General features: G+C 69.3%; 17 protein-coding genes and 1 tRNA gene. 8 read left to right on the forward strand and 10 right to left on the reverse strand.

What is annotated here, in order from left to right; genetic code table 11:
- Positions 1-33 precede the first annotated feature (33 nt).
- The 4 genes from ACIBH1_RS15275 to lat all read left to right on the forward strand — a co-directional run bounded on the left by ACIBH1_RS15275 (position 34) and on the right by lat (position 6,682).
- Positions 34-3,357, forward strand: coding sequence for an amino acid adenylation domain-containing protein (locus tag ACIBH1_RS15275; RefSeq protein WP_397314344.1), 3,324 nt, complete (start codon positions 34-36; stop codon positions 3,355-3,357).
- Positions 3,354-4,595: an MFS transporter gene (locus tag ACIBH1_RS15280; RefSeq protein ID WP_397314345.1), complete on the forward strand. Its 1,242-nt coding sequence runs from the start codon at positions 3,354-3,356 to the stop codon at positions 4,593-4,595. The genes ACIBH1_RS15275 and ACIBH1_RS15280 overlap by 4 nt, the downstream gene beginning before the upstream one ends.
- 96 nt (positions 4,596-4,691) lie before the next feature.
- Entirely contained in the window at positions 4,692-5,354 is a 663-nt protein-coding gene (locus ACIBH1_RS15285) for a LuxR C-terminal-related transcriptional regulator (protein ID WP_397314346.1), read from the forward strand.
- Positions 5,351-6,682, forward strand: a complete 1,332-nt coding sequence (gene lat / locus ACIBH1_RS15290; protein ID WP_397314347.1) for an L-lysine 6-transaminase — start codon at positions 5,351-5,353, stop codon at positions 6,680-6,682. Before ACIBH1_RS15285 ends, lat begins: the two co-directional genes overlap by 4 nt.
- A gap of 773 nt (positions 6,683-7,455) precedes the next feature.
- On the opposite strand, the gene ACIBH1_RS15295 is transcribed toward lat, so the two are convergent.
- The 6 genes from ACIBH1_RS15295 to ACIBH1_RS15320 form a co-directional block, all read right to left on the reverse strand.
- Positions 7,456-7,529 (reverse strand) — tRNA-Lys (locus ACIBH1_RS15295).
- 71 nt (positions 7,530-7,600) lie between these two features.
- Positions 7,601-9,352 carry an acetyl/propionyl/methylcrotonyl-CoA carboxylase subunit alpha gene (locus ACIBH1_RS15300; protein WP_397314676.1) on the reverse strand — a complete coding sequence of 584 codons (1,752 nt, stop codon included), beginning with the start codon at positions 9,350-9,352 and terminating at the stop codon, positions 7,601-7,603.
- Positions 9,353-9,400: 48 nt separating this feature from the next.
- Positions 9,401-10,099: a 4'-phosphopantetheinyl transferase gene (locus tag ACIBH1_RS15305; RefSeq protein ID WP_397314348.1), complete on the reverse strand. Its 699-nt coding sequence runs from the start codon at positions 10,097-10,099 to the stop codon at positions 9,401-9,403.
- 90 nt (positions 10,100-10,189) lie between these two features.
- A complete protein-coding gene (locus ACIBH1_RS15310; protein ID WP_397314349.1) occupies positions 10,190-10,837 on the reverse strand; it encodes a response regulator in 648 nt (215 codons plus the stop codon).
- Entirely contained in the window at positions 10,824-11,810 is a 987-nt protein-coding gene (locus ACIBH1_RS15315) for a histidine kinase (RefSeq protein ID WP_181612544.1), read from the reverse strand. Before ACIBH1_RS15315 ends, ACIBH1_RS15310 begins: the two co-directional genes overlap by 14 nt.
- Positions 11,811-12,162: 352 nt before the next feature.
- Positions 12,163-13,833 (reverse strand): 2-isopropylmalate synthase, encoded by a 1,671-nt coding sequence (locus ACIBH1_RS15320; RefSeq protein ID WP_397314350.1) that lies wholly within the window; start codon positions 13,831-13,833, stop codon positions 12,163-12,165.
- A 303-nt stretch (positions 13,834-14,136) separates the two neighbouring features.
- Here ACIBH1_RS15320 and ACIBH1_RS15325 point away from each other — a divergent pair, with 303 nt between their 5' ends.
- A complete protein-coding gene (locus ACIBH1_RS15325; RefSeq protein WP_397314351.1) occupies positions 14,137-15,066 on the forward strand; it encodes a UbiA family prenyltransferase in 930 nt (309 codons plus the stop codon).
- A 47-nt stretch (positions 15,067-15,113) separates the two neighbouring features.
- Here ACIBH1_RS15325 and ACIBH1_RS15330 read toward each other — a convergent pair whose 3' ends face one another.
- The 4 genes from ACIBH1_RS15330 to ACIBH1_RS15345 all read right to left on the reverse strand — a co-directional run bounded on the left by ACIBH1_RS15330 (position 15,114) and on the right by ACIBH1_RS15345 (position 20,055).
- Positions 15,114-17,831: an AAA family ATPase gene (locus ACIBH1_RS15330; RefSeq protein ID WP_397314352.1), complete on the reverse strand. Its 2,718-nt coding sequence runs from the start codon at positions 17,829-17,831 to the stop codon at positions 15,114-15,116.
- Between the two features lie 175 nt (positions 17,832-18,006).
- Positions 18,007-18,282, reverse strand: a complete 276-nt coding sequence (locus ACIBH1_RS15335; protein ID WP_397314353.1) for a DUF5988 family protein — start codon at positions 18,280-18,282, stop codon at positions 18,007-18,009.
- 76 nt (positions 18,283-18,358) lie between these two features.
- Positions 18,359-19,213 (reverse strand): ABC transporter permease, encoded by an 855-nt coding sequence (locus tag ACIBH1_RS15340; protein ID WP_397314354.1) that lies wholly within the window; start codon positions 19,211-19,213, stop codon positions 18,359-18,361.
- Positions 19,210-20,055: an ABC transporter ATP-binding protein gene (locus ACIBH1_RS15345; RefSeq protein WP_397314355.1), complete on the reverse strand. Its 846-nt coding sequence runs from the start codon at positions 20,053-20,055 to the stop codon at positions 19,210-19,212. The genes ACIBH1_RS15340 and ACIBH1_RS15345 overlap by 4 nt, the downstream gene beginning before the upstream one ends.
- A 206-nt stretch (positions 20,056-20,261) precedes the next feature.
- Here ACIBH1_RS15345 and ACIBH1_RS15350 point away from each other — a divergent pair, with 206 nt between their 5' ends.
- From ACIBH1_RS15350 to ACIBH1_RS15360, 3 genes are read left to right on the forward strand one after another with little or no spacing between them, the layout of a single operon-like run.
- Positions 20,262-20,978, forward strand: coding sequence for an ABC transporter ATP-binding protein (locus tag ACIBH1_RS15350; protein ID WP_397314356.1), 717 nt, complete (start codon positions 20,262-20,264; stop codon positions 20,976-20,978).
- The gene (locus tag ACIBH1_RS15355) at positions 20,975-21,697 is read left to right on the forward strand and encodes an ABC transporter permease (RefSeq protein ID WP_397314358.1); all 723 of its coding nucleotides are present in this window, start codon (positions 20,975-20,977) and stop codon (positions 21,695-21,697) included. The genes ACIBH1_RS15350 and ACIBH1_RS15355 overlap by 4 nt, the downstream gene beginning before the upstream one ends.
- Positions 21,691-22,917, forward strand: a complete 1,227-nt coding sequence (locus ACIBH1_RS15360) for a sensor histidine kinase (protein ID WP_397314359.1) — start codon at positions 21,691-21,693, stop codon at positions 22,915-22,917. Before ACIBH1_RS15355 ends, ACIBH1_RS15360 begins: the two co-directional genes overlap by 7 nt.
- Position 22,918: the final 1 nt, after the last annotated feature.

A 22,918-nucleotide genomic window follows, 5' to 3' on the forward strand; every position in this document is an offset into this window, starting at 1 on the left:
TTGGAAAGATCTGCCCACCGCCCGGAGGCCTGGATGACAACGAGCGAACTCAACGTCGTAGCAGAGGTGTTCGCGCAAGTGCTTGGCACCGGCCCGCTCGGACCCGACGCCCACTTCTTCCTGCTCGGCGGCGACTCGATGCTCGCCGTCTCGGCGGCCGGCCTCCTGTCGCAACGCACCGGGAGAGACGTCCTCATCCGTACGCTCTTCGAGCGGCCGACAGTGGGCGCGCTGGCCGCGCACCTGGAAGCAGGTTCCGCGCCCGCAGCGTCTCGGCCAAGCGCTCGCCCCCTGTCGGTGCTGGAGCGAGGGGTGTGGGCCCAGGCGCAGCTGATGGAAGGATTGCCCGCCTACCACATCGGCTTCGCCTTCCGGCTCTCCGGACGGCTGGACATCTCCGCCCTGCGCTCCGCGGCCGACGCCCTCGTCGCGCGGCACGAGGCGCTTCGCACGCGGTATCTGGGCACGGAGGCGGTCGCCCTGCCGGCGCGGGCGGCGGACTTCGCGGTCGTGACGGGGGAGGTCACGGGCGAGTCCTGGCGTCCAGTCGCCGAAGCCTGGACCAAGGAGCCCTTTGACCTTGGCGCCGGCTCGCTTTTGCGGGTGCGGGTGCTGCGCGAAGGACCCAACCGTGCGGTGCTCGTGGTAGTAACGCATCACCTGGCCTGCGACGGATGGTCGCTGGACATAGTGCTGCGGGACCTGGCGGCCGCCTACGGGCAGGCGCTCTCGAACGAGTCGCCCGCTCTCGGGCAGGCCGTGCCGTACAGCGCCTACGCAGCCGAGGAGCGCGAGATTCTCGCCAGCCCCGAGGTAGCGGCCGACCTCGCCTACTGGGCGGCGCGCCTGCCCATCGCCGGCGAGGCGGTGACCCTGCCGATGAGCCTCTCGCCCGCGCCCCGCCGCACCGGCGCGGGCGGTAGGCACGAGTTCATGCTCTCTCCGGAGCGCACAGCTGCCCTCCGCGCACTCAGCGCCGACTGCGGGGGAACGGTCTTCATGGCGATGTTCGCGGCTCTGGCCGTCGTGCTGCGGCGCTACGGAGCCGACGACCGCCTGCTGATCGGAGTGCCGCATGCCAACCGCGCCGACGAGCGTTTCCAGGGCGCCGTCGGGCTCTTCATCAACCTGCTCGGTGTCCCGGCCCCGCCGATCAGCGACACGACGACCTTCCGGGAGCTGATGGGCCGGACGCGGGACGCGGTGCTGGACGCTGCTGACCATCATCGTGTCCCGCTCGACCATGTCCACCGCGAGCTCCGGCACGACCGCGTGAAGCTGCCCGCCATCCGGGTGGTTTGCAGCCAGGAGAGCAAGGCGGTCCTGAACGGCATGCCAGGCCTCATCGTCGAGCCCCTCGGCGCGCTTGACCGCGGCGCGGCCGAATACGACCTCGCCTACGCGGTGCTGGACAACGGATCGAGGGTGGGCGCGGCCCTGGAGTACGCGCTGGACCGGATGAGCCCGGCCGACGCCGAGCGGATGGCCGGCCACGTACGGACCTTCATCGAAAACGTCATCGACTCGGCCGATCGGCCCGTCATGGGAGTGCGCTTACTCCCGGCCTCGGAGAGGTCCATGATCGAGACGTGGGCCGAAGGGCCGCCGCCGGCAGAGCACTCCGGTCTCGACCTGTGCGGGATTGTCCGGGGGCACGCGCAGACGCGGCCCGACGCGGTCGCCGTGTGGGCGACAGATGGATACCTCACCTATGGCGAGCTCGACAAGCGCACCGACTTGCTGGCCCGCACACTGCGCGAGCACGGGGCAGGCCCCGGATCCGTGGTGGCCGTGCTGCTGCCGCGCTCGGTCGAGCTGGTCGTCGCGCTCTTCGCTGTCCTGAAGGCGGGCGCTGCGTACGTCCCCTTGGACCCCTCGTACCCGCCCGGCCGCATTGCCATGATGCTGGCGGACTGCGGCGCGAGCATCATGCTCACGGCTGGCAGATGCGTGCCTGACGGGTTCGACGGTCATGTCATCGGCCCCGATCAGCTGCCCGTGGATCCGAAAGCGCCCGCCCCCGGGGGGCCCGCCCTCGACGATATCGCCTACACCATCTACACCTCCGGCTCCACTGGGCGGCCCAAGGGCGCGATGGTGTCCCACCGCTCGCTGCTCAACTACGTCCTCTGGTTCAACGAGGAATTCGGGATCGCGGGCGATGATCGCGTGCTCGCGTCCTCGACCCCGAGCTTCGATGCCTTCGGCATCGAGCTCTACCCGCCGCTGGCCGCCGGCGGCACGGTGGTAATGGCCCCGCAGGGCGCCGAGCTCGCTCCCGCCAAGCTGCTGGCGCTGGCGGCCGAACAGCGCGTGACGGTGCTCGCCACCGTGCCCACTGCCCTGCGCCTGTGGGTGTCACTGGCGGAGTTCGGCCGGTGCCGGGACGTCCGGCAGGTCGTGTGCGGGGGCGAGCAACTGGACGGGCGGGTCGTGCGGCAGATGTTCGAACGACTCGCCGTACCGCTGCGTAACGTCTACGGCCCGACGGAGGCCACGATCGACGTCTCCCATCACACGTGCTACCCGGCTGCCGAGGTGCTCGACGGTCCGATCCCGATAGGTCGCCCGCTGGCCGGTACCCGGCTGTACGTCCGCGCATCGGACAATGATCTCGCGCCCATCGGCGTCTCCGGAGATCTCTACATCGGCGGCGTCCCGCTCGCTCTGGGCTATCTCCACCGCCCGCGGGAGACGGCGGCGGCCTTCCTCCCGGACCCGCTCGGCCCGCCGGGCGCGAGGATGTACGCCACCGGCGACCGTGCGGTCTGGCTGGCCGACGGCGAGCTCCTTTTCCTGGGTCGCGACGACAATCAGGCCAAGCTGCGCGGGTTCCGGATCGAGCTGGACGAGATCGGGTTCGCGCTGCGCAGCGCCGCCGGCGTCACCGACGCGGTTGCGATCATCCGCGAGGAGCGGCTCGTGGGATATGTGTGCGTCAAGGACCCCGACGACAGCACGACCGGACGGGTCCTCGCCGCCGCCCGCGAAACTCTGCCGCGACACATGGTACCGACCAGGCTCGTGCTGCTGGAGGAGCTACCGAAGCTCCCCAACGGCAAGCTGGACGTGAACGTCCTCAGCACCCTCGCCGAGCACACGATGGTCAAGGAGCGCGAGGCCTCCGGGGTGACACACCTGCTCGCGCAGATCTTCCGGGAGGTGCTCGGCGAGGACGTGGGCCCTGACGACAACCTGTTCGAGGTCGGCGGCGACTCCATCAGCGCCATCCGGATCGCCGCCCGCGCCGTCGAACGGAACCTGGACATCTCTGGGGCCGACGTCATGGAGTTGGAGACCATTCGGGCGCTGGCGGCCCGCCTCGACGGGCAGCCGACCGGATCGGCAGTGACGTGACGCACACCGGCGCCGAACAATCGCCGCCCCTCTACCGCAACCGCGACTTCAACCTGATCTGGACGGGGGCGGCCCTGTCCCAGTTCGGTTCGATGCTGTCGCTGACGGCCTACCCTCTGCTGGTCCTCGCGCTTACCGGCTCACCCATCATGGCGGGCGTGGTCGCGGCGGCCCACCAGGCGCCCAACCTCCTGGTCCAGTTGCCCGCCGGCGCCTACGTCGACCGGTGGAACAGGAAGACGTTGATGATCGTCTGTGACGCCGGGCGGGCGATCGTCGTGGCGAGCATCGTCGTGGCCTACATGCTCGGCGTGATCAGCGTGCCACAGCTCGCGGTGGTGGCGTTCCTGGAAGGCACCTTCAGTGTCTTCCACCGGCTCGCCGAGCTGGGAGCGGTGCGCAACGTCGTGGCCGAGGACCAGTACGCGGCCGCCATGTCCGCCACGCAGGTCCGGACCTTCGGAGCGGCGTTCCTCGCCCGGCCCACCGCCGGGGCCCTGTTCGACCTGTCGCGTGCGCTCCCCTTCGCGGGCGACGCGCTCACCTACCTCATCTCCCTGATCACGACCGTGCTCACCCGCGGGCGGTTCCAACAACCGCAGTCCCCCTCTCACGCGCGGCGCAGCTTTGTCGAAGAAGCCACCAGGGGGTTCCGCTGGCTCTGGGCCCACTCCTTCCTTCGCGCGGTGAGCCTGATGGTGCCGGTCACGAACATGATCCTCGTGGCGATGCCGCTGGCGGTGATCGTCATCGCGAGTGAGCAGGGCACGACGGCGACCGGCATCGGCGTCATCCTCCTCGGCTTCTCCATCGGCGGCCTGACCGGGTCCCTTCTGGCTGGGAAGGTCACCCGGCGGCTGTCGCTACGCCTGGTCGTGCTGGGGAGCCCCTGGGTGTGGGGCGCGTGCGCCGCGCTGGCCGCCGTGGCGCCTCACCCCGCCTTCGTCATGATCGGTGCGGCCGGCACCGGTGCCGCCAACGCGATCTGGAACGTCGCGGTCAGCTCCTTCCAGATGACCGTGGTGCCCGACGAGCTCATCGGGCGCGTCAACGCCGCCGGCCGCCTGCTGGGATCGGCGGGCAGCGCCATCGGGCCCATCGCGATCGGAGTGCTCCTTGAGACGGCCGGCGGGCGCGGGGGCATGACCGGCCTCGCCCTCGCGAGCCTCCTGCTGGCCGTCGCTGCCGGGCTGACCCGCGCCCTGCGTTTCAGCGGTCCGATTTCAACCATCGACTGAGAGAGACATTCAAGTGAAATCGGCTGGTGCCATCGTGAGGCAATGCGATCACGACGCAAACCCGCAACCGAGCGGAAGACCAGACAGGGGCCGAGCGTGGGAACCGGCGAGGAGTCCGCGCCCTTCCGCGTGCTGGTCTACTCGGAAGTCTCCGTGATCCGGGCGGGCTTCGCCCACATACTGTCGGGGGAACCGTCCGGGGCGACCGTCAGCCAGGCGGCCACCTGGCAGGAGGTGACCGAGCAGGCCGGGACAGAGCCGGACGCGTTCCTGTTCGACCTCCGGGACCGTTCGGCCTCGGACCTGGCCCCACTGCTGCAGGACCTCGGTACCGGCATCCACCTGAACGTGCTGGTTGTGGACGCCCAGGCGGACGCCAGACGGGTCCGCGAGATCTTTGCGTCCGGCGCCACCGGCTTCATAGATCTCATGGCCCGCGAGGCCGACGTGCGGGCCGCGGTGGCACACGTCTCCTCCGGCGAGCGATACATCCAGCCCTCCGTAGCGGCCCAGATCTTCTGCGACCCTCCGGCCGCCGGTCCCCAAACCCGTCTGTCCGAACGGGAGTCGGACGTGGTTCGGCTGGTGGCGCAGGGACACACCCAGCGGGAGATCGCTGAGAAGCTCTGCATTTCGGTCAGGACCGTCGAACGGCATGTGCTGCACGTCCGCTGCAAGCTCAACGTCCAGAGCCGCGCCGAGCTCGTCCACTATGCGCTGACCACCAACACCCTTCCCTCGCAGGAGGAAAGCAGATGAACATCGCCCCATCCGAGGTTCCCGGCATCCTTTCACGGCACCTGCCGGCCCCAACCTGGGACATCGTCGTCGACCTCACGCTCAGCCGCGGCCCATGGCTGATCGACGAGCGCGACGGGAGACGGTTCCTCGACCTTTTCACCTTCTTCTCCTCCCTGCCGCTGGGCATGAACCATCCCGGCCTCATCGATGATCCGGACTTTGTTCGCCGGCTCGGACGCGCAGCCGTACAGAAGACCAGTAACTGCGACATCGGCACCACGGAATACGCGGCCTTCGTCGACGTCTTCTCCCGCGTGCTGGGAATCGCCGAGCTGCCGCACCTCTTCTTCATCGACGGCGGAGCGCTCGCCGTCGAGAACGCGCTGAAGGTGGCCTTCGATTGGAAGGGAAGGCGGAGCGGTGGCGGGCGCGACATCAACTACCGGGCACTGCACCTTACGCATGCCTTCCACGGGCGCAGCGGCTACACCATGTCCCTCACCAACACCGACCCGAGCAAGACCGCGCTCTTCCCCCGGTGGAACTGGCCCCGGCTGCCGACCCCCGGGGTCCGCTTCCCCATTGAGCATCACCTGCCGCAGATCGTGGGCGCCGAGACGCGCGCTCTCGCGCAGGCCCGCCGCGAGCTCGAGCAGGGCGACGATATCGCGTGCTTCATCGCGGAGCCGATCCTTTGCGAGGGCGGCGACATCCATCTACGGGCGGAGTTCCTGCAGGCCATGCAGGCGCTGTGCCACGAGTACGACATCCTGTTCGTCCTGGACGAAGTCCAGACCGGCTGTGGCGCCACCGGGTCGGTGTGGGCCCATCAGCAGCTCGGCCTCGAACCGGACCTCGTCGCGTTCGGCAAGCGGACCCAGGTCTGCGGCGTGATGGGTGGTCGCCGGGTGGACCTCGTGCCCGACAACGCCTTCGCCCTGCCCGGGAGGATCAGCTCCACCTGGGCGGGCAACCTCACTGACATGGTCCGCGCCACCCGCATCCTCGAGATCATCGAGCGTGAGGGGCTCATTGAGGCGAGCGTCGATCTCGGGGAGCGGTTGAAAAAGTCGTTGATCCTGCTCGAAGGCGAGTTCCCCGGGCTGGTCAGCAACGCTCGCGGCCGAGGTCTGCTCTGCGCCGTCGACCTGCCTTCGCGGGAGCTTCGCGACCAGGTCGCCGAGAGCCTCTATGCCCGGCACAACGTCCTGCTGCTGCCCTGCGGCGAAAGGAGCCTGCGCTTCCGCCCGGCGCTGACCGTGACAGAGGAGGAGCTCGATACCGGCGTGCGCGCCTTGGCACGAGCCCTCCGAGAGCTCTCCACGAGCAAGCTGGAACATCGATGAGCGTGCGCGGCTCTACCGCGTCAGCCGCGCGCCTTGGCACGAGCCCGCTGGATCACACACCAAGGCCAGTGACCGCGCAAGCCTTCTCTGCAGAGCGCACAACCGACAACTCGATCTCTTCGCTCTGTGCCTCGTGGGCATGCCGGCATGGTGAAGAAGATCAACCACCACCTCGGGTTGGGCCTGTAATCGCCACTGCCGAGCCTGGGAGCCGCCCTTCCAGCCCGACGGCACCAGTCTGGTGTCAGGTTCCAGTACCCGTGCGACGGTTTGGTTCCGGCCGGTGCGCGACAGCCGGTAGGGGCGTGCCGACCAGGCACGAATCAGCGGAACGTACAGAATGCGTCACGCTCGCTCGTCCGCCCCGCGCTACCCGCTAACCGCCCAGGCGGGCAAGAAGGAAGGCCAAGAGGGCGAGCGAGGCACCCGGGATCATGCCGACAGCCGCGGCAACGCCGCGGAGACGGGTCGACCGTTGACCCCGCAGCCACCTCACGCCCAGCTCCCGGTCTCTCAACTCCTCCTGGCGGGCGGCGAGGACATGGCGAGCCTCGCCCAGACTGGAGGCAAGGAGCCCGGGAGCAGATCTTCACCCGGGCCGCCATCACCAGCCCATCGGGCAACGACACCGTTCAGGGCGACGTGGAGACGTGGATACGCGCGAGCACGCTACGAGCACGCTGGAGATTACTCAACCCCCCAGACAGGCGAGTACGGCGGGCCTCGAACAAAGAAACCCCAGCTCGGATATACCGAGCTGGGGTTTCTCGCTGTGCGCCGCCAGGGACTCGAACCCCGGACCCGCTGATTAAGAGTCAGCTGCTCTAACCAACTGAGCTAGCGGCGCCCGCGAAAGGAAATATACCGGTGATCCGCATCCTGGTCGAATCGGTTACCTGCGCCGTGGGCCCGACCCGCTCACACGTCGAGGATCTCGCAGATGACAGCGCCGGTGGCGATGGTCTGCCCGGGGCTCACCCCGACGCGGGCGATCATGCCGGGTTTGTGCGCGGTGATCGCCTGCTCCATCTTCATCGCCTCGATGACCGCCACGAGGTCGCCCTTCTCGACCAGGTCGCCGTCGCATCGCGCGACCATCACGACCGTGGCCTGCATCGAGCTGGTCACGGCGGTTCCACGGGCCGCCGGGGTGGCGACGCCGGTGGCGCTCCGGCGCGAGGCCGGGCGCGCGGGTGCCGGTACGGCGGTGCCGGACAGGGCGGGCATCACCACTTCCAGCCGCCTGCCGCCGACCTCGATGAGGACACGCTCACGAGTAAGTGAGGGCGCAGGCCCGTCGAGCACGCCCGATCCGGCGAAGGGCGGGATCGTGTTGGCGAACTCCGTCTCGATCCAGGAGGTGTGGACGGTGAAGGGAGCGGAGGTGAAGGCGGAGTCGGTCACGACCGCGCGGTGGAAGGGCAGCACCGTCGGCATGCCGTCGATCTCCATCTCGGCCAGGGCGCGACGGGACCTCTCCAGGGCCTCGGTACGGGTGCGCCCGGTCACGACGAGCTTGGCCACGAGGGAGTCGAAGGTCTGCGGGACGGTCATGCCGGCCTCGTAGCCGCAGTCGACCCGCACGCCGGGGCCGGAGGGGACGCGCATGGCGGTGAGGGTGCCGGGCGCGGGCAGGAAGTCGCGGCCGGGGTCCTCGGCGTTGAGGCGGAACTCGATCGAGTGGCCGCGCACCTCCGGGTCGCCGTAGCCGAGCGGCTGGCCGTCGGCGATGCGGAACATCTCGCGCACCAGGTCGATGCCGGTCACCTCCTCCGAGACCGGGTGTTCGACCTGCAGGCGGGTGTTGACCTCCAGGAAGGAGATCGTGCCGTCGCGGGCGACGAGGAACTCGCACGTCCCCGCGCCCGAGTAGCCGGCCGCCCGCAGGATCGCCTTGGAGCTGGAGTAGAGGATCTCGGTCTGCTCCTCGGTCAGGAACGGCGCGGGCGCCTCCTCGACGAGTTTCTGGTGCCGGCGTTGCAGCGAGCAGTCTCGCGTGCTGACGACAACCACGTCGCCGTACTTGTCGGCCAGGCACTGGGTCTCCACGTGGCGTGGCCGGTCCAGGTAGCGCTCCACGAAGCACTCGCCCCTGCCGAAGGCCTTGGTGGCCTCGCGGACGGCGCTGTCGTACAGGTCGAGGATCTCCTCCAGCGTCCTGGCGACCTTCAGCCCGCGTCCGCCTCCGCCGTACGCCGCCTTGATCGCGATCGGCAGCCCGTGTTCCCGCGCGAAGGCGACGACCTCGGCCGCTCCCCGCACGGGCTCGCTCGTGCCGGCGGCCAGGGGCGCGCCCACGGAGGCGGCGATGTGCCTGGCGCGGACCTTGTCGCCGAGGGCGGCGATGGCGGAGGGCGGCGGGCCGATCCAGGTGAGGCCGGCTTCGATGACGGCGCAGGCGAAGTCGGCGTTCTCGGCCAGGAAGCCGTAGCCGGGGTGCACCGCGTCGGCGCCGGTCCGTGCCGCGATCCGCAGCAGCTTCGCGACGTCCAGGTACGTCTGCGCGGGCGACTGGCCGCCCAGCGCGTGCGCCTCGTCGGCCATCCTGACGTGCAGCGAGTCGAGGTCCTGCTCGGCGTAGACCGCCACGCTGGCCAGTCCGGCATCCCTGCAGGCACGCGCCACCCGTACGGCGATCTCACCGCGGTTGGCGATCAGGACCTTCCTCAACATGCTTCCCTCCGCGGGCGTGGGCGGGGCGGTGACCGAAGGGGTGGATCAGATCCGCTGCAGCGCCCTGTCGGAGCGCGCCGAGATGGCGATGGCGGTGAGGACCAGCCCCTGGCTGGCCATCCAGCGGCCGCTGAAGCCGGTCAGCGGCCGGCCCATGACGCTGGGCCCGGTCACGAGCAGCCGGGCGAAGAACGTGCCGCGCACGGGGTCGAACGTCACCGTCGCGCTCTCGAAGTCGAGCCAGCGTTTGGTCAGGGGGAACCAGGCCTTGTAGACCGATTCCTTGGCGCTGAAGAGCAGGCGGTCCCAGGAGGGCCCGGGGTGCTCGCGCGCCAGCCGCCGGATGGCGGCCCGCTCCTCGGGCTTGGAGATCGCCTCCAGCACGCCGGTCGAGATGCCCTTGTCGGGTTCGGCGTCGATGCCGATCGTCAGGCCCTCGGCACTCGATCCGACCACCGCCGCGCGGTAGCCGGTGCAGTGGGTGATGCTGCCGACGACGCCTCTGGGCCACTGGGGTTCGCCACGCACGCCGGGCAGAACCGGCTGCGGAGGCACGCCGAGCGACTCCATGGCCTTCCTCGCGCACATCCGTGCTGTCGCGAACTCCGCGCGCTTCTTGGCGACGGACCTGCTGATCACCTCGGCCTCCGCGGGGAAGAGCCGGACGTTCGCGTGGTCCTCGAAGGTGTCCACGGCCATCGCCCAGGGGGGCAGGATGTTCGCGATCAAAGCCTCGGTGTTCACATTTTCACGATAGGCAGGGGTCGCGGGCCCGAAGAATCGCCGCGAGCCGCTTCTGGGGTGGTCGGCGCGACGGTCAGGGGGCGGGCAGGGTCACCTCGTGGGGGTGATCAGCGAGGCGTCGATGGCGCGGTTGACGGCGTCGATGCGGGAGGCGGCTCCGAGCTTGACGAAGATGTTGCGCAGGTGGCGCTTGACCGTGGCCTCCGTGGTGTTCAGCCGGGAGGCGATCTGCCTGTTGCTGAGGGCCTGGGCCACCAGCTCCAGCACCTCTCGCTCCTTGCTGGTCAGCACGTCGGACGGCGCGCCTTCCATCTGGGCCAGGCTCTCCGGCGAGACGACCAGGATGAGGCGGTCGGGTTCGAAGTGCACGCTCCTGATCGCCGACACCAGCTCGTAGCGGTGCACGGTCTTGAGGAGGTATCCCCGGATGCCTGCCTGCAGCAGCTGGCGGAGCAGATGCGGCCCGTCGTACATGCTGAGGATGATGATCTGGGTGCTCGGCGACAGGGCGCGGGCCTGGGTGACGGTGTGCGCCGCGGAGCCACCGGGGATCTCGACGTCGAGCAGGAGGACATCGGGGCGTTTCTGCGAGATCAGCTCAAGCGCGGTGGCCGACGTGCCGGCCTCCCCCACGACGACCAGGTCTCCCTGCGCCTCCAGGATCTCACGCACCCCTTCTCGGAACAGCGCGTGGTCGTCGACCAGCACGATGGAGATGGGACGGTCAGCCTGGCTCATCTACGGACCCCGGTAACGGCACGGCGAGATCGATCCTGGTGCCTCGCCCCACCTCGCTGCTGATGGTGACCATGCCGCCCAGCAGGGCGGCACGCTCTTGGATGGAGGCCAGCCCGAGACTGTGGCGGTCAGAGGGCCGGTTGACGTCGAAGCCGCGGCCGTCGTCGGCCACCGAGGCGCGCAGCTCGTGCGGCGCGATGTCGACCCTGATGGAGATGGCCGACGGCTTGCCGTGGCTGAGCGCGTTGCGGATGCCCTCGCTCAGGATGAGCAGGCATTCCTCGGAGATGGCCGGCGTCGCCCACACCTCGTCCCCGTTGACCACCAGCTCGGCACGCAGATCCTCGGCGCCGATGGTCTCGAGATGGGCCAGCAGCGCCTTCTCCAGGCTCTGGATCGGCTCCAGGGGATGGAGGTCGGAGGTCAGCTGCCGCAGGCGCCACATGGCCTCGCGGATGGCCTCCTGGGTGCGCTCCATCTTCGCGATGGCCTTGGCCGGGTCGGTGGTGCGGTACATGACCGACAACTCGGCCTGCCGGTGGGCGACGCTCAGGCTCTGCCCGATGCGGTCGTGCAGCTCGCGGGCGATGCGCCCGCGCTCCGCCACGTGCGCCTCGTGCACCTTGCTGAGCAGGAACCCTGCGTAGCTGGTGGCGGCCTCCCTGATCCTTATGGAGACCGACTGTTCCAGCGTGTTGACCACGTGCCTCAGCAGGCGGTCGGTCTCCGAGTCGCCCTGGAGGCGCTTGCTCAGCACCGAGAAGGCGGCGCGGAAGAAGACCGAGGCGGCCAGGAGGGATTCCTTCGGATGTACGCCGGCGGCCGCCCGGGTCAGGCCGATGTCCCAGGACAGGAAGCGGAATGCTTCGTCCGACTGAGGAAGATCCGTGCTGAGCGCGGCCGCGATATCTGTCAGGATTTGGTTGGCATTGGCGATGACCTGGGCTCTTGCGTGCGGGTCACGGACGAGCACGCTGCCTACGGCCTCGAGATCCTGCTCGTACCTGGCGAGGATATCCGCTCGGCACTCTTCGATAAGAGCGACTGAGGGACCATGCTTGTCAGCCTCGGCCACCCTGCCCCCTTCTGTCAGTTTCCCAGATATTCACATCATGGTTCAAAACTGACAGGCGGGCAACCGACATCGGGTGAATGAAGGAGTCAACCAACAGAACCCGAGCCTAACTCAATTGCGACAATAGACTTTGCTCTAAATATTACTGTGGGTCAGATTTCACTGTCATTCACATGCTCACTAGGACAAATGTGAGCGCCAATGCGGAGGGCGCCCCGGGCGGGTCGGCGCGGGGCGCCCTCCTGGGCGATCAGGCGGGGCGCGTGGTGATCATCGGCGCGGGCACGCCGTTCCTCCGGAGGGCGACGCCGATCGCCGACAGGGTCGCCCCGACGGCCGAGGAGTCGACGCCCGCCCCCCAGACGATCCCTGCGTCGAACTTGCACTCGGCGTAGACCGTCACCTCCGAGTCCGGCCCGGCCGCCTGGGCCGTGCGATGCACGGTGCGCACGTCGATTCCCCAGGCCGAGAGTTTGGAGCCGATCGTCCGGGCGTCGTGCTCCCCCGCGCCGTCGAGGTGGAGCGTCGCGGCGATGCGGCCACCGGCCACGTACAGCTCGCCCGGCATGCCCTGGGGCAGGAGGTACTCCTTCTCGAACAGCGCCCAGACCTGTTCCGGCGACAACTCCGCGCCCAGCAGCTCCGCGCTGGCCTGGACCACGGTGGAGAAGTCCCGCTGGAGCTCCTTGGGCAGGCGCATGCCGTACCTGGCGTTCATGATGTAGGCGACGCCGCCCTTGCCCGACTGGGTGGTGATCCGGACGATCGCCTCGTAGGTGCGGCCGACGTCCTTGGGATCGATCGGCAGGTACGGCATCTGCCACGGCACCTCGTCGACGCTCGTCCCCTCCTCGGTCGCCTGGCGCTCGAGATCGTCGAAGCCCTTTTTGATCGCGTCCTGGTGCGAGCCGGAGAAGGAGGTGTAGACGAGATCGCCGCCGTAGGGGTGCCTGGGGTGGACGGGGATCTCGTTGCAGAGTTCGACGGTGTGGCGGATGCGGTCGATGTCGGAGAAGTCGATGCCGGGGTCGACGCCGTGGCTGAACATGTTCATGCCGAGCGTCACGAGGCAGACGTTGCCCGCCCGCTCGCCGTTGCCGAAGAGGCAGCCCTCGATGCGCTGGGCGCCGGCCAGCAGGGCCAGTTCGGCCGAGGCCACGCCCGTCCCGCGATCGTTGTGCGGGTGGATGGACAGGCAGACGTGCTCGCGGCGCGACAGGTTCCGGTCGAGCCATTCGATCTGGTCAGCGAAAACGGACGGGAGCGAACGCTCCACGGTGGTGGGAAAATTCAGGATTATCGGACGGTCCGCGGCCGGCTCCCACACGTCCATGACCGCCTCGCACACCTCGAGGGAGAAATCGGCCTCGGTCTCATTGAACAACTCCGGCGAGTACTGGAAACGAAAATCACCCTCACGTAGCTCCTTGTCGGCATATTTCTTGACCAGCTCCGTTCCCCGCACCGCCAGCTCCCGGCACTGCTCCCGGTCCATTCCGAACACCACGCGCCGGAACAGGGGCGCGGTCGCGTTGTAGAGATGCAGCGTGGCCCGGGGCGCGCCGGACAGGCACTGGATCGTGCGTTCGATCAACTCGTCCCTGGCCGGCACCAGTGCTGATATCCAGACGTCGTCCGGGATGCGATCTTCCTCGATGAGGAGGCGGACGAAGTCATGATCATCCTGGCTGGCGACCGGGAACCCGACCTCGATCTCCTTGTAGCCGATGTCGATCAGAAGTTCGAACATGCGGAGTTTTCTCGCCGGAGACATCGGGTTGGCGAGCGACTGATTGCCGTCACGCAGATCCGTGGAGAGCCATCGGGGCGCGGAAACAATGCGCTTGTCCGGCCACGAACGACTGGGCAGAACGAGTGGCGTGAAATTTGAATAACGCTCTACTGGTCGATTCGCGTCCATTCCCGAATCCCCTTCGCCGAGATATTCCGAATGCGTCTGCGTGCTGCCAACACCAAATAATCATTGACCCGCGAGGTCAAGACCGATGATCAGGAGAACGCCGCCGTGCACCGAAGGATCAGTCCGGGTATCTAAAGTTCGGCCCGGGCGCACCGGACCGATCCCCTTGATCGCGTGGCATCGATGTTCAGGCAGCCGGGACATGTGTGACACTTGGGGGTGAAATCCGGCGTCGATCTGCAACGTCACGGGCCCCCACGGCCGAAGTGACGACTGGACAGCTTCAGCGCGGAAGGCTTGATGATGACGACCGACATCGGTTCCTCCTCACCCAATCCCCTGCCCCTGCCCATACGTCGCGCCGGCATGTGCGTGGCCGAGGCGCGAGTGACCGTCCAGATCAACTTCCTGCTCCGCTACCTCACCGGGGCCTGGCTCAGCTCGGCGGCCGGAGGGGGCGAGCCCGTCAGGGTGGCCTGGGGGGCGTTCAGCTGGACCCTGGCCGTCTTCGCGGTCTACCTCTACAACGGCGTCACCGACATGAACGAGGACCGGCTCAACGGCTCGCGCCGGCCCATCGCCAGGGGTGAGCTGTCCCCGTCCTTCGCCACCGGGGTCGCCGCCACCGCGGCGGTCGTGTCGGTCGCCGCCGCCGTGCCGCTCGGACCGGCGTGGACCGGCACGGCCGTGCTCTTCCTGACGCTCGGCTACCTCTACTCCGGCCCGCCCTTCCAGCTCAAGCGCAGGACGAGCGCGACCATCGCGATCGGGCTGACCGCGAGCGTCCTCACCTACTGCGCCGGCGCGTACGCTTACGCGGGCGAACTGCACGCCGACCCGACCCTGATCGTCTTCGTCTTGGCCGCCTCGCTCTGGACCGGGCTGGTGGGCTCGACCACCAAGGACCTGCCCGACCTGGAGGGTGACGCGGCGGCGGGCCGGGTGACGTACGCGGCGGTCCACGGCGAGCGCGCGCTGCGGCGGGCCGCCATCGCCGTCTCGCTGGCGTTGCCCGCCGTCGTCACGGTGGCCGTGCTGCTGCTGGACGTGGCGCTGCTCCTGCCGACGGCCGCCATGTGGGCGGGCGGGCTGGCCATCGCGCTGCTGTGCAGGCGGCCGATCCCGGAGGGCCCCCAGCGGGGCCGGCCGTACGCCGTCTTCATGGTCACGCAGTACGTCCTGCACGCGTGCGTGATCGTGCCCGCGATCACGAGGGACTGGCTGCTCCTGTAAGAGAGCGCAGAACCCCGAGCGACCGGTCGCTCGGGGTTCTGCGCTCTCTACATCGTGGCCGAGGCGTGGCCCACCAGGTTCAGGTCCGCCGGCAGGTCGGCCCGCTGGGTGATGTTCAACTTTCGATACACCCGGGTCAGGTGCTGCTCGACGGTGCTGACGGTGATGAACAGCTTGGCGGCGATCTCCCGGTTGGAGTATCCCGCCGTGGCCAGCCCCGCCACCCGGCGCTCGGCGTCGCTGAGGATCGCCACCGCCCTGCCGGGCTGGTCACCGTCCTCGGCGTGCACGTCGTCGACGGCGAGCAGGCGGCTCAACGGCCGGGCGCCGCACTCCTGGGCCAGCGTCCGCGCCCGGCCGGCGATGACGCCCGCCCGGCGGAACTCGCCCACGGCGTGGTAGGCCTCGGTGAGCTCGAGCAGCACCCTGGCCAGCTCGTAGCGGTCGCCGCAGGCCTGGAGGTACTCCACCGCCTGGCGCAGGAACACCGGCCGCTGCCGCGGCTCGCTGGTGACCGCCAGCACCCGCAGCGCCATCCCGTCGGTGCGCTCTGACCCCGCTCCCGACCGCTCCAGCTGCTGCTCGGCCAGCTCGCGTGCCTCGTCGGGCGAGCCCAGCGCCAGGAGCGCCTCTGCGGCGTCCGGGCGCCAGGCGATGAAGCCGCAGGTGTCCATGTTCCACTCGGTCAGCAGGTCCCCGCAGAGCCGGAAGTCCCGCAGGGCCGCCGCGGGGTTGCCGACGGCCAGCTGGTAGCGGCCGCGCGCCTGGAGGAACTGCACGCCGAACCGGGTACGGAGCATCGCCTCGGGGAAGGCGTGATCGAGCTGGGCGAGCGCCTCGTCGTACCGGCCCATCCCGGTGGCGGCCAGCATGAGGGTGGCCACCGGGCCGCCCACGGCCACGCCCCAGCTGCCGGGCGGGATGCTCTCGAGCGCCTGACGGGCGAGGTCGGCGGCCTCTGCCAGTTCGCCGCGGCGCAGGCAGATCTCCGCGCGGATCGCCGTCAGGCGGGCACGGCGCGCAGGCGATCCGCCGGAGCTCAGCTCGCCGAGCAGTTCGTCGCAGCGGGGCATCGCCCGATCGGCCTTGCCCGCGTACACGAGGGCGAGCAGCGCGCTCTCCACCGTGTCCATCGACATCTCGTCCAGCTTGGAGCTGCGCAGAATGCGCTCGGCCGTCTGCACGATCTGCTCGCGCGGGCCGTTGGTGAGCGCCCCGGCCAGCACGTTGATCGACTCCAGCCGCCGGCCCACCTGGAAGGGCAGGACGGCCTCGCTGACGCTCCTGCCGCTCCAGCTGTTCATGTGGGTGAGCAGCGGCGGAGCCGTACAGCGCAGCCACATCCTGGTGCCCACGCCTTCCGCGACGGTCAGCGGGTCGGCGTCGCCGGACTCGGCGATGCGCTCCAGCACGTCGCAGGCCACGTCCATCCGGCCGTGCCACAGCAGCGCCCTGGCCAGGACCATGGCGTCGCTGCCCTGCAGCGAGCCATTGTGGAGCGCGGCGGTCAGCTCCTCCATGTGGCCGATGGGCACCTTCGGGTCGATGCGCCACTCGGCGCGCATGAGCATGGTCGCGATCGCCGAGCGCTCGCGTTCGTCCAGGCGGCCGTGCAGGGCGAGCTTGAGGCAGTCGACGGCCGACTCGACGTCGCCGTCGGCCAGCCGCCTGCGGGCCGCCGACTCCAGCACCGGCACCGCCCAGGACTCGTCGGCGGTCTCGGCCTTGCACAGCTGCTCGGCGACCGCCAGGTCGGAGGCGCCCTCGTGGTAGAGGAACTCGGCCGCCTGCCCGTGCATCCGCCTGCGCCGCTCGGCGGACAGGTCGGCCAGCACGGCCGCCGCGCCCGCCTCGTCGCGGAACCGACCGGCCTCCAGCAGTCCTGCCGTCTCCAGCCAGTGGAGCGACATGGGGACCGAGGTGGTGTCGGAGTGGGCCAGCCGGCGGACGAGGCCGGGGTCGCCGAGCACCGCCACCCACCGGGCCACGTCCAGCAGGGCAGGGTCGGCCCGGTGAAGGCACGACAGGACGGCTTCGCCGTACCCTTCGGCCGCCTGGTCCGTGCCGTTGCGGAGGAAGTCGTCGACCAGGCCGTCCATCAGGAGCGGGTTGCCGCCGCTGAGCCGGTGCCACGCCGGCGTCACGCGCTCGGCGGCCTCGTGGCCCAGGCGCTCGGCGGCCATGCTCTGCACCGAGCCGCGGGAGAGGGGCAGCAGCCTGATGGCGGTGCAGTGCGGCTGGCGCATGACGTCGGTGGGGAAGAACCTGTCGCGCTGGTGGGTGTAGTCGGCGTGGCCGAACACCATCATCGTCGGCGTCGAGCGGGAGCGGCGCATGAAGTACGACAGGCAGGCCTGCGAGGCGTGGTCGGCGTCGTGGACGTCGTCGACCACGATCACCAGCGGCAGTTGCTCCGCCAGCGACAACAACATGCCGGACAGGGCTTCGATCACCGGGGTGGTCAGGCGCTCGGCGCCCTCGTGGAGCAGGCGTGTCGTCTGCTCGCGCAGGTGGCCGCCCAGCGGGGCGCCGCCCAGCAGTTGTCCCATGACCCCGAGCGGGAGATCCGTCTCCGCGCGGGAGGCCGACGCCACCAGCGGGAGCGCCGCCTGGCCGTAGGCCTGCTCGGCGAAGGCGTGCAGGAGTTCGCTCTTCCCCGTGGCGACCACTCCTGTCACCATCGCGACCCTGCTCCGCCCTTCCACGGCCTCGCCGAGAAGCCGCTGCAGCGAATCCATCGCCGCGTCTCTTTCGAAGAATCCCATATCACGTGCCCCCTGAGGACCGATTGGTGGAATTTACGGTACGCCGCCCCTTATGCACCCACAACGGGGTTACCCGTTAAGTCGACCGGTCTACAACTTTCGATCCCCCAAGGGGTCAAAAAAAAGCGCCGCGCCCACCTTTCAAGGGGGCGCGGCGCGCATGTTGTCCCGCGGATTACTCGGCGATTCTCGTCCTGGTCGTCCAGCGATAGACGACACCCTGGCAGTCGCCTCCGACGTGGTAGTGCTCATCGGATCGCTCGAAATGCTCGTATCCACTGCGGTGCTGGATCTTCACCTTCTCGTCGAGATTGTCGAGCCTTCTGTACCGGGCGCCCTCCGGGAAATCGGAAGGTCCGCCGAGAAGGAAGATGTTGACGTCGTAGGGACCGTTCTCCCAATTCGCGCAGTCCGCGAGAGCCGTTGCGGCAGGGCTGGGGACAGGGGCCATGGGCACCTCCATGAATGAGCCTATGAATTGATTGGACAGCCATTTTCAGAGTGGTCCCATCCCCGACCTCCCCCTCCTATCCGCCGTCCCTCGCGGTCCAGCGGAAGGTCTTCAGGCACAGGATGAGACCCAGCACGCACCAGCCGCCGAGCGCGAGGGCGACCATGGGCAGCTCCCAGCTGCCGGCGGGCTCCAGGACCACCGCCTGCTCGGGCAGGAACACCGAGCGCATGCCCTGGGTCATCCACTTGAGCGGGAAGATCGACGCGAAGACCTGCAGGAAGCCCGGCACGTCGGAGAAGGGGATGTAGACGCCCGAGCAGAACTGCACGATGAGGAAGGGCAGCGTGATCACGGCGTTGGCGCCTCGCGTCGACTTGGGCAGGCTGCCCGCCGCGATGCCGAGGAAGGTGCAGGAGATGCCGCCGAGGATGAGGACCCAGGTGAAGGTCAGCCACTGGTTGACGGTCGTGGGGAACGCCACGCCGAACATCAGGACCCCGACCGCGATCAGCAGTGCCACCTCGGCCAGCATGCACACGAGAACCTGGATGATCTTCCCGCCGAAGTAGGCGACCCGCGGCATGGGCATGCCGTACAGGCGCTTGAGCGTCCCGTCGTGACGCTCAAGCGCGATGTTGATGCCCAGGTTCTGGAAGGAGGTGCCCATGATGCCGGCGCCGATCATGCCGGCGGTGAGGATCTGCGCGCCGGTCACACCGGGCAGGCCCGTACGGCTTCCCGACATCGCGCCCAGCAGCATCAGCATGATCGCCGGGAGCGAGAAGATGACGATGAACTGGCCCTTGGTGCGGAAGAAGCCCTTGAGCTCCAGCGCGCCTCGCTTGAGCGCCAGCCGGGCGGCGCTGGGCAACTGTGGCGCCGGATCCGCCTTGATGTCAGTGGATTGCAGGGGCAACGTGGTGGTCACGGATGTTCTCCGATCAGGCCGAGGTAGGTGTCTTCGAGAGTCGGCCGCGTCACCGTCAGGTCGGGGATCTCCCCGTCGAACTGCGCGATGAGCTCGGCGACCACCTGGGTGGGCGACGAGGTCTTGATCCGGCGCTCCCCGTCAGGAGTCGACCAGGCGACCGTCGCCTCCGCCTCGGCCCGCCCGGCGAGCGTGGCCGGCTCGCCGACCGCCACCACCCGGCCCGCGGCGATCACGCCCACCCGGTCGGCCAGCGCCTCCGCCTCATCGAGGTAGTGCGTGGTCAGCACGATGGTGGTGCCCTCGCTGGCCAGCAGGGAGATCAGGCTCCAGAACTGGCGGCGGGCCTCGGGGTCGAACCCGGTGGTCGGCTCGTCGAGGAAGAGCAGCTCAGGGCTGCCCACCACGCCCAGGGCCACGTCGACCCGGCGCCGCTGGCCGCCCGACAGGTTGCGGACGCGGGCATCGGCCTTGCCGGACAATCCCACCAGCTCGATCACCGACTCCGGGTCGCGCGGGCGCGGAAAGTAGGTCGCAAAATGGTGCACGGTCTCACGGACGGTGAACTCCGCGGCGTCGGTGGCCGACTGCAGCACGATGCCGAGCTTGGACCGCCAGGCGCGCCCGGCCCGGCTGGGATCCTCGCCGAGAACGCTGACCTCGCCGCCGTCGCGCCTGCGGTGACCCTCCAGGATCTCGACGGTGGTCGTCTTGCCGGCGCCGTTGGGCCCCAGGAGCGCGAACACCTCGCCCCGGGCGATGTCCAGGTCGATACCGTCCACGGCGGCCACGTCGCCGTACTTCTTGCGCAGCTCACGAACACGTACTGCTGTATCGCTCATGCTCCTTAGAGTTGGAGATGGCCGGGAAATGCGGTATTCACCCTTCGGCACCCCGCTCCTACGCCCTTCGATACCCCTAGCCCGGGCGGCCCCTGGTCAGCGCCCCCGGATCGGCCCGATCGGGGTGGGACCCCGATCCGGGGCGCCAACCCCCATCAACCAATCGGTGGATTCCGGAGCTCCGAGGCAGCGGCGATTCTCGAACCATGACAGTCATCGAAATCAACGGCCTGCAGAAGAGCTACAAAGCGCACAGAGTGCTCGAGGACGTCACCCTGAAAGTCGAGAAGGGCGAGATCTTCGGCATCCTGGGCCCCAACGGAGCCGGCAAGACCACCGCGGTGGAGTGCATGTCCGGCCTGCGCAAGCCCGACGGCGGCACCCTGCGCGTGCTGGGGCTGGACCCGCAGACCCAGCGGAGGGAGCTGCTGCAGCGCATCGGCACGCAGCTGCAGGAGGCCGCGCTGCCCGACGCCATCAAGGTCGCCGAGGCTCTGCGCCTGTACGCCTCCTTCTACGACGCGCCCGCCGACTGGCGAGCCCTGATGGACGAGTGGGGGCTGACCGAGAAGCGGCGCGCCCGGTTCGGCAGCCTGTCCGGTGGCTGGAAGCAGCGCCTGTTCATCGCGCTGGCCCTGGTGGGCAATCCCGAGGTCGTCTTCCTGGACGAGCTGACCACCGGCCTGGACCCGGCCGCGCGCCGGATGACGTGGGGCCTGATCCGCGACATGCGCGACCGGGGCGTCACCGTCGTGCTCGTCACCCACTTCATGGACGAGGCGGAGGCGCTCTGCGACCGCATCGCCATCATCGACCGGGGCCGGGTCGTCCACGAGGGCACCCCGGGCGAACTCATCAGCAAGGGCCACACCAACTCGCTCGACGACGCCTACTTCGCACTCACCGAGAGGACCGTGTCATGAAGGGTCTTGGCAACGTCATCGCCATCGAGCTCAAGCTCGCCCTGCGCGACCCCATGGCGGCCTTCTTCGCCCTGGCCTTCCCGGCCGTCATCCTCTGGATGAAGATGCGCAACGGCGGCACGCTGCCGAGCGGCCTGCCGATGATCGAGGCGGTGGTCCCGATGCTCAGCGTCTTCGTCATCGGGCTGGCCTCGCTGGTCGTCCTGCCCGCCACGATGGCGCAGTACCGCGAGCGCCGGGTGCTCAAGCGGCTGCGCGCCACCCCGGCCTCCTCCACCATGATCTTCGGCGCGCAGTGGGCCGCGCACATGCTGCTGGCCGTGGTCGGCACGGTCGTGCTGGCGGCCATCGGCGTGTTCGCCTACGGCCTGCAGGGCCCGGTCGACGTACCGGGCATGGTCTTCGCCTGGGTGCTCGGAGCCCTCAGCCTCGGCGCGATCGGCCTGCTCATCGGCGCCCTGGTGCCCAGCGGCCGGGCCGCCACGGTCATCGGCCTGGCCGTCTTCTTCCCCATGGTCTTCGTCTCCGGCGCCATGAGCGCCCGCGAGACCCTGCCGGAGTCGATGCGCTCGCTCGGCGACTGGACTCCCATGGCTCCCGCCGTCCAGGCGGTCCGCGCCGGATGGGAAGGCCACGCCGCCTCCCCCATCACCCTGGCCGTCATGGCCGCCATCTTCATCGTGGCCAGCGGCGCTGCGTTGAAGGCCTACAGATGGTGACGAGCGCCGCCGAGCCTGACGCCTCGCGCTGGGACCGCTCCTGGCCGGCTCTGCCGTACCTCTTCATCCTGCTTCCCACGGCCTTCTCCGTGGTGCAGGGATGGCAGCCGGAAGCAGCGGTCCTGGCGGCGTTCACGGCGGCGTGGCACTGGCTCATGGTCTCCTCGAGATTCAGCCGCATCGAGCGGCCCGCGGTGGCGGTCTGCTACTTCGTGGTGATGCTGGCCCTCGTGGCGGCGCTGATCAGGATCGACTCGCTGTTCACGGTGGCGGGTCTGGGGGCTTTCATCCAGGCCTTCGCCCTTCTGTCCGGATGGCTGGCCTACGCCGGCGTGGCCGCGACCGCGGCCGTGCTGGTCCTGGCCCGCCCCGAACCCCGCCCGGCCGCGGAGCTGGCCTTCTCCTTCCTGCTGGCGGTCCTCGTCGCCTCCACCGTCGGGCTGTTCATCCAGACCATCTCGCGGCAGAACCAGCAGCGGAAGGCGATGATCGCGCAGCTGAAGGCCAGCGGGGCCAAGCTGGCCGCGCTGGCCGAGGAGAACTCCAACCTCCAGTCGCAGCTGCTGACCCGCGCCCGCGAGGCGGGCGTGCTCAGCGAGCGGCAGCGCATGGCCAGGGAGATCCACGACACGATCGCCCAGGGGCTGACCGCCATCCTCACCCAGCTCGAGGTGGCCGAGAACGTCATCGACGACGTGCCGGCCGCCCGATCCAGGCTCGACACCGTCCGCATGCTGGCCAGGGACAGCCTCAACGAGGCCCGCCGGTCGGTCCTGGCGATGCGCCCGGCCCCGCTGGCCGACGCCCAGCTCGCGACCGCCCTCGAAGAGGTCGCGAGCGCCTGGTCGCAGACCGCCGGCATCCCGGCGCCGGTGTCGGTCACCGGGGAGGCCAGGCCGCTGCACGCCGAGGTGGAGATGACCATCCTGCGGGTGGCGCAGGAGGCTCTGGCCAACGTCGCCAAGCACGCCGACGCGGGCCGGGTGGCCGTCACACTGTCGTACATGGAAGACGTGGTGGTGCTCGACGTGCGCGACGATGGCCGCGGATTCGACCCCCGGACGGTGGAACCTTCCCCCGCCGGAGGATTCGGGCTCGTCTCAATGAGACAAAGGGTCACCCGTTTGGCCGGTGACTTCGAGATCGAATCCGCCCCCGATCAAGGGACGGGCGTGTCTGCTACCGTGCCTGCCATCCCCGCCGACTCCAGAAACGCGTGAG

The sequence above is a fragment of the Nonomuraea sp. NPDC050663 genome (assembly GCF_044456985.1).
GTDB lineage: Bacteria > Actinomycetota > Actinomycetes > Streptosporangiales > Streptosporangiaceae > Nonomuraea.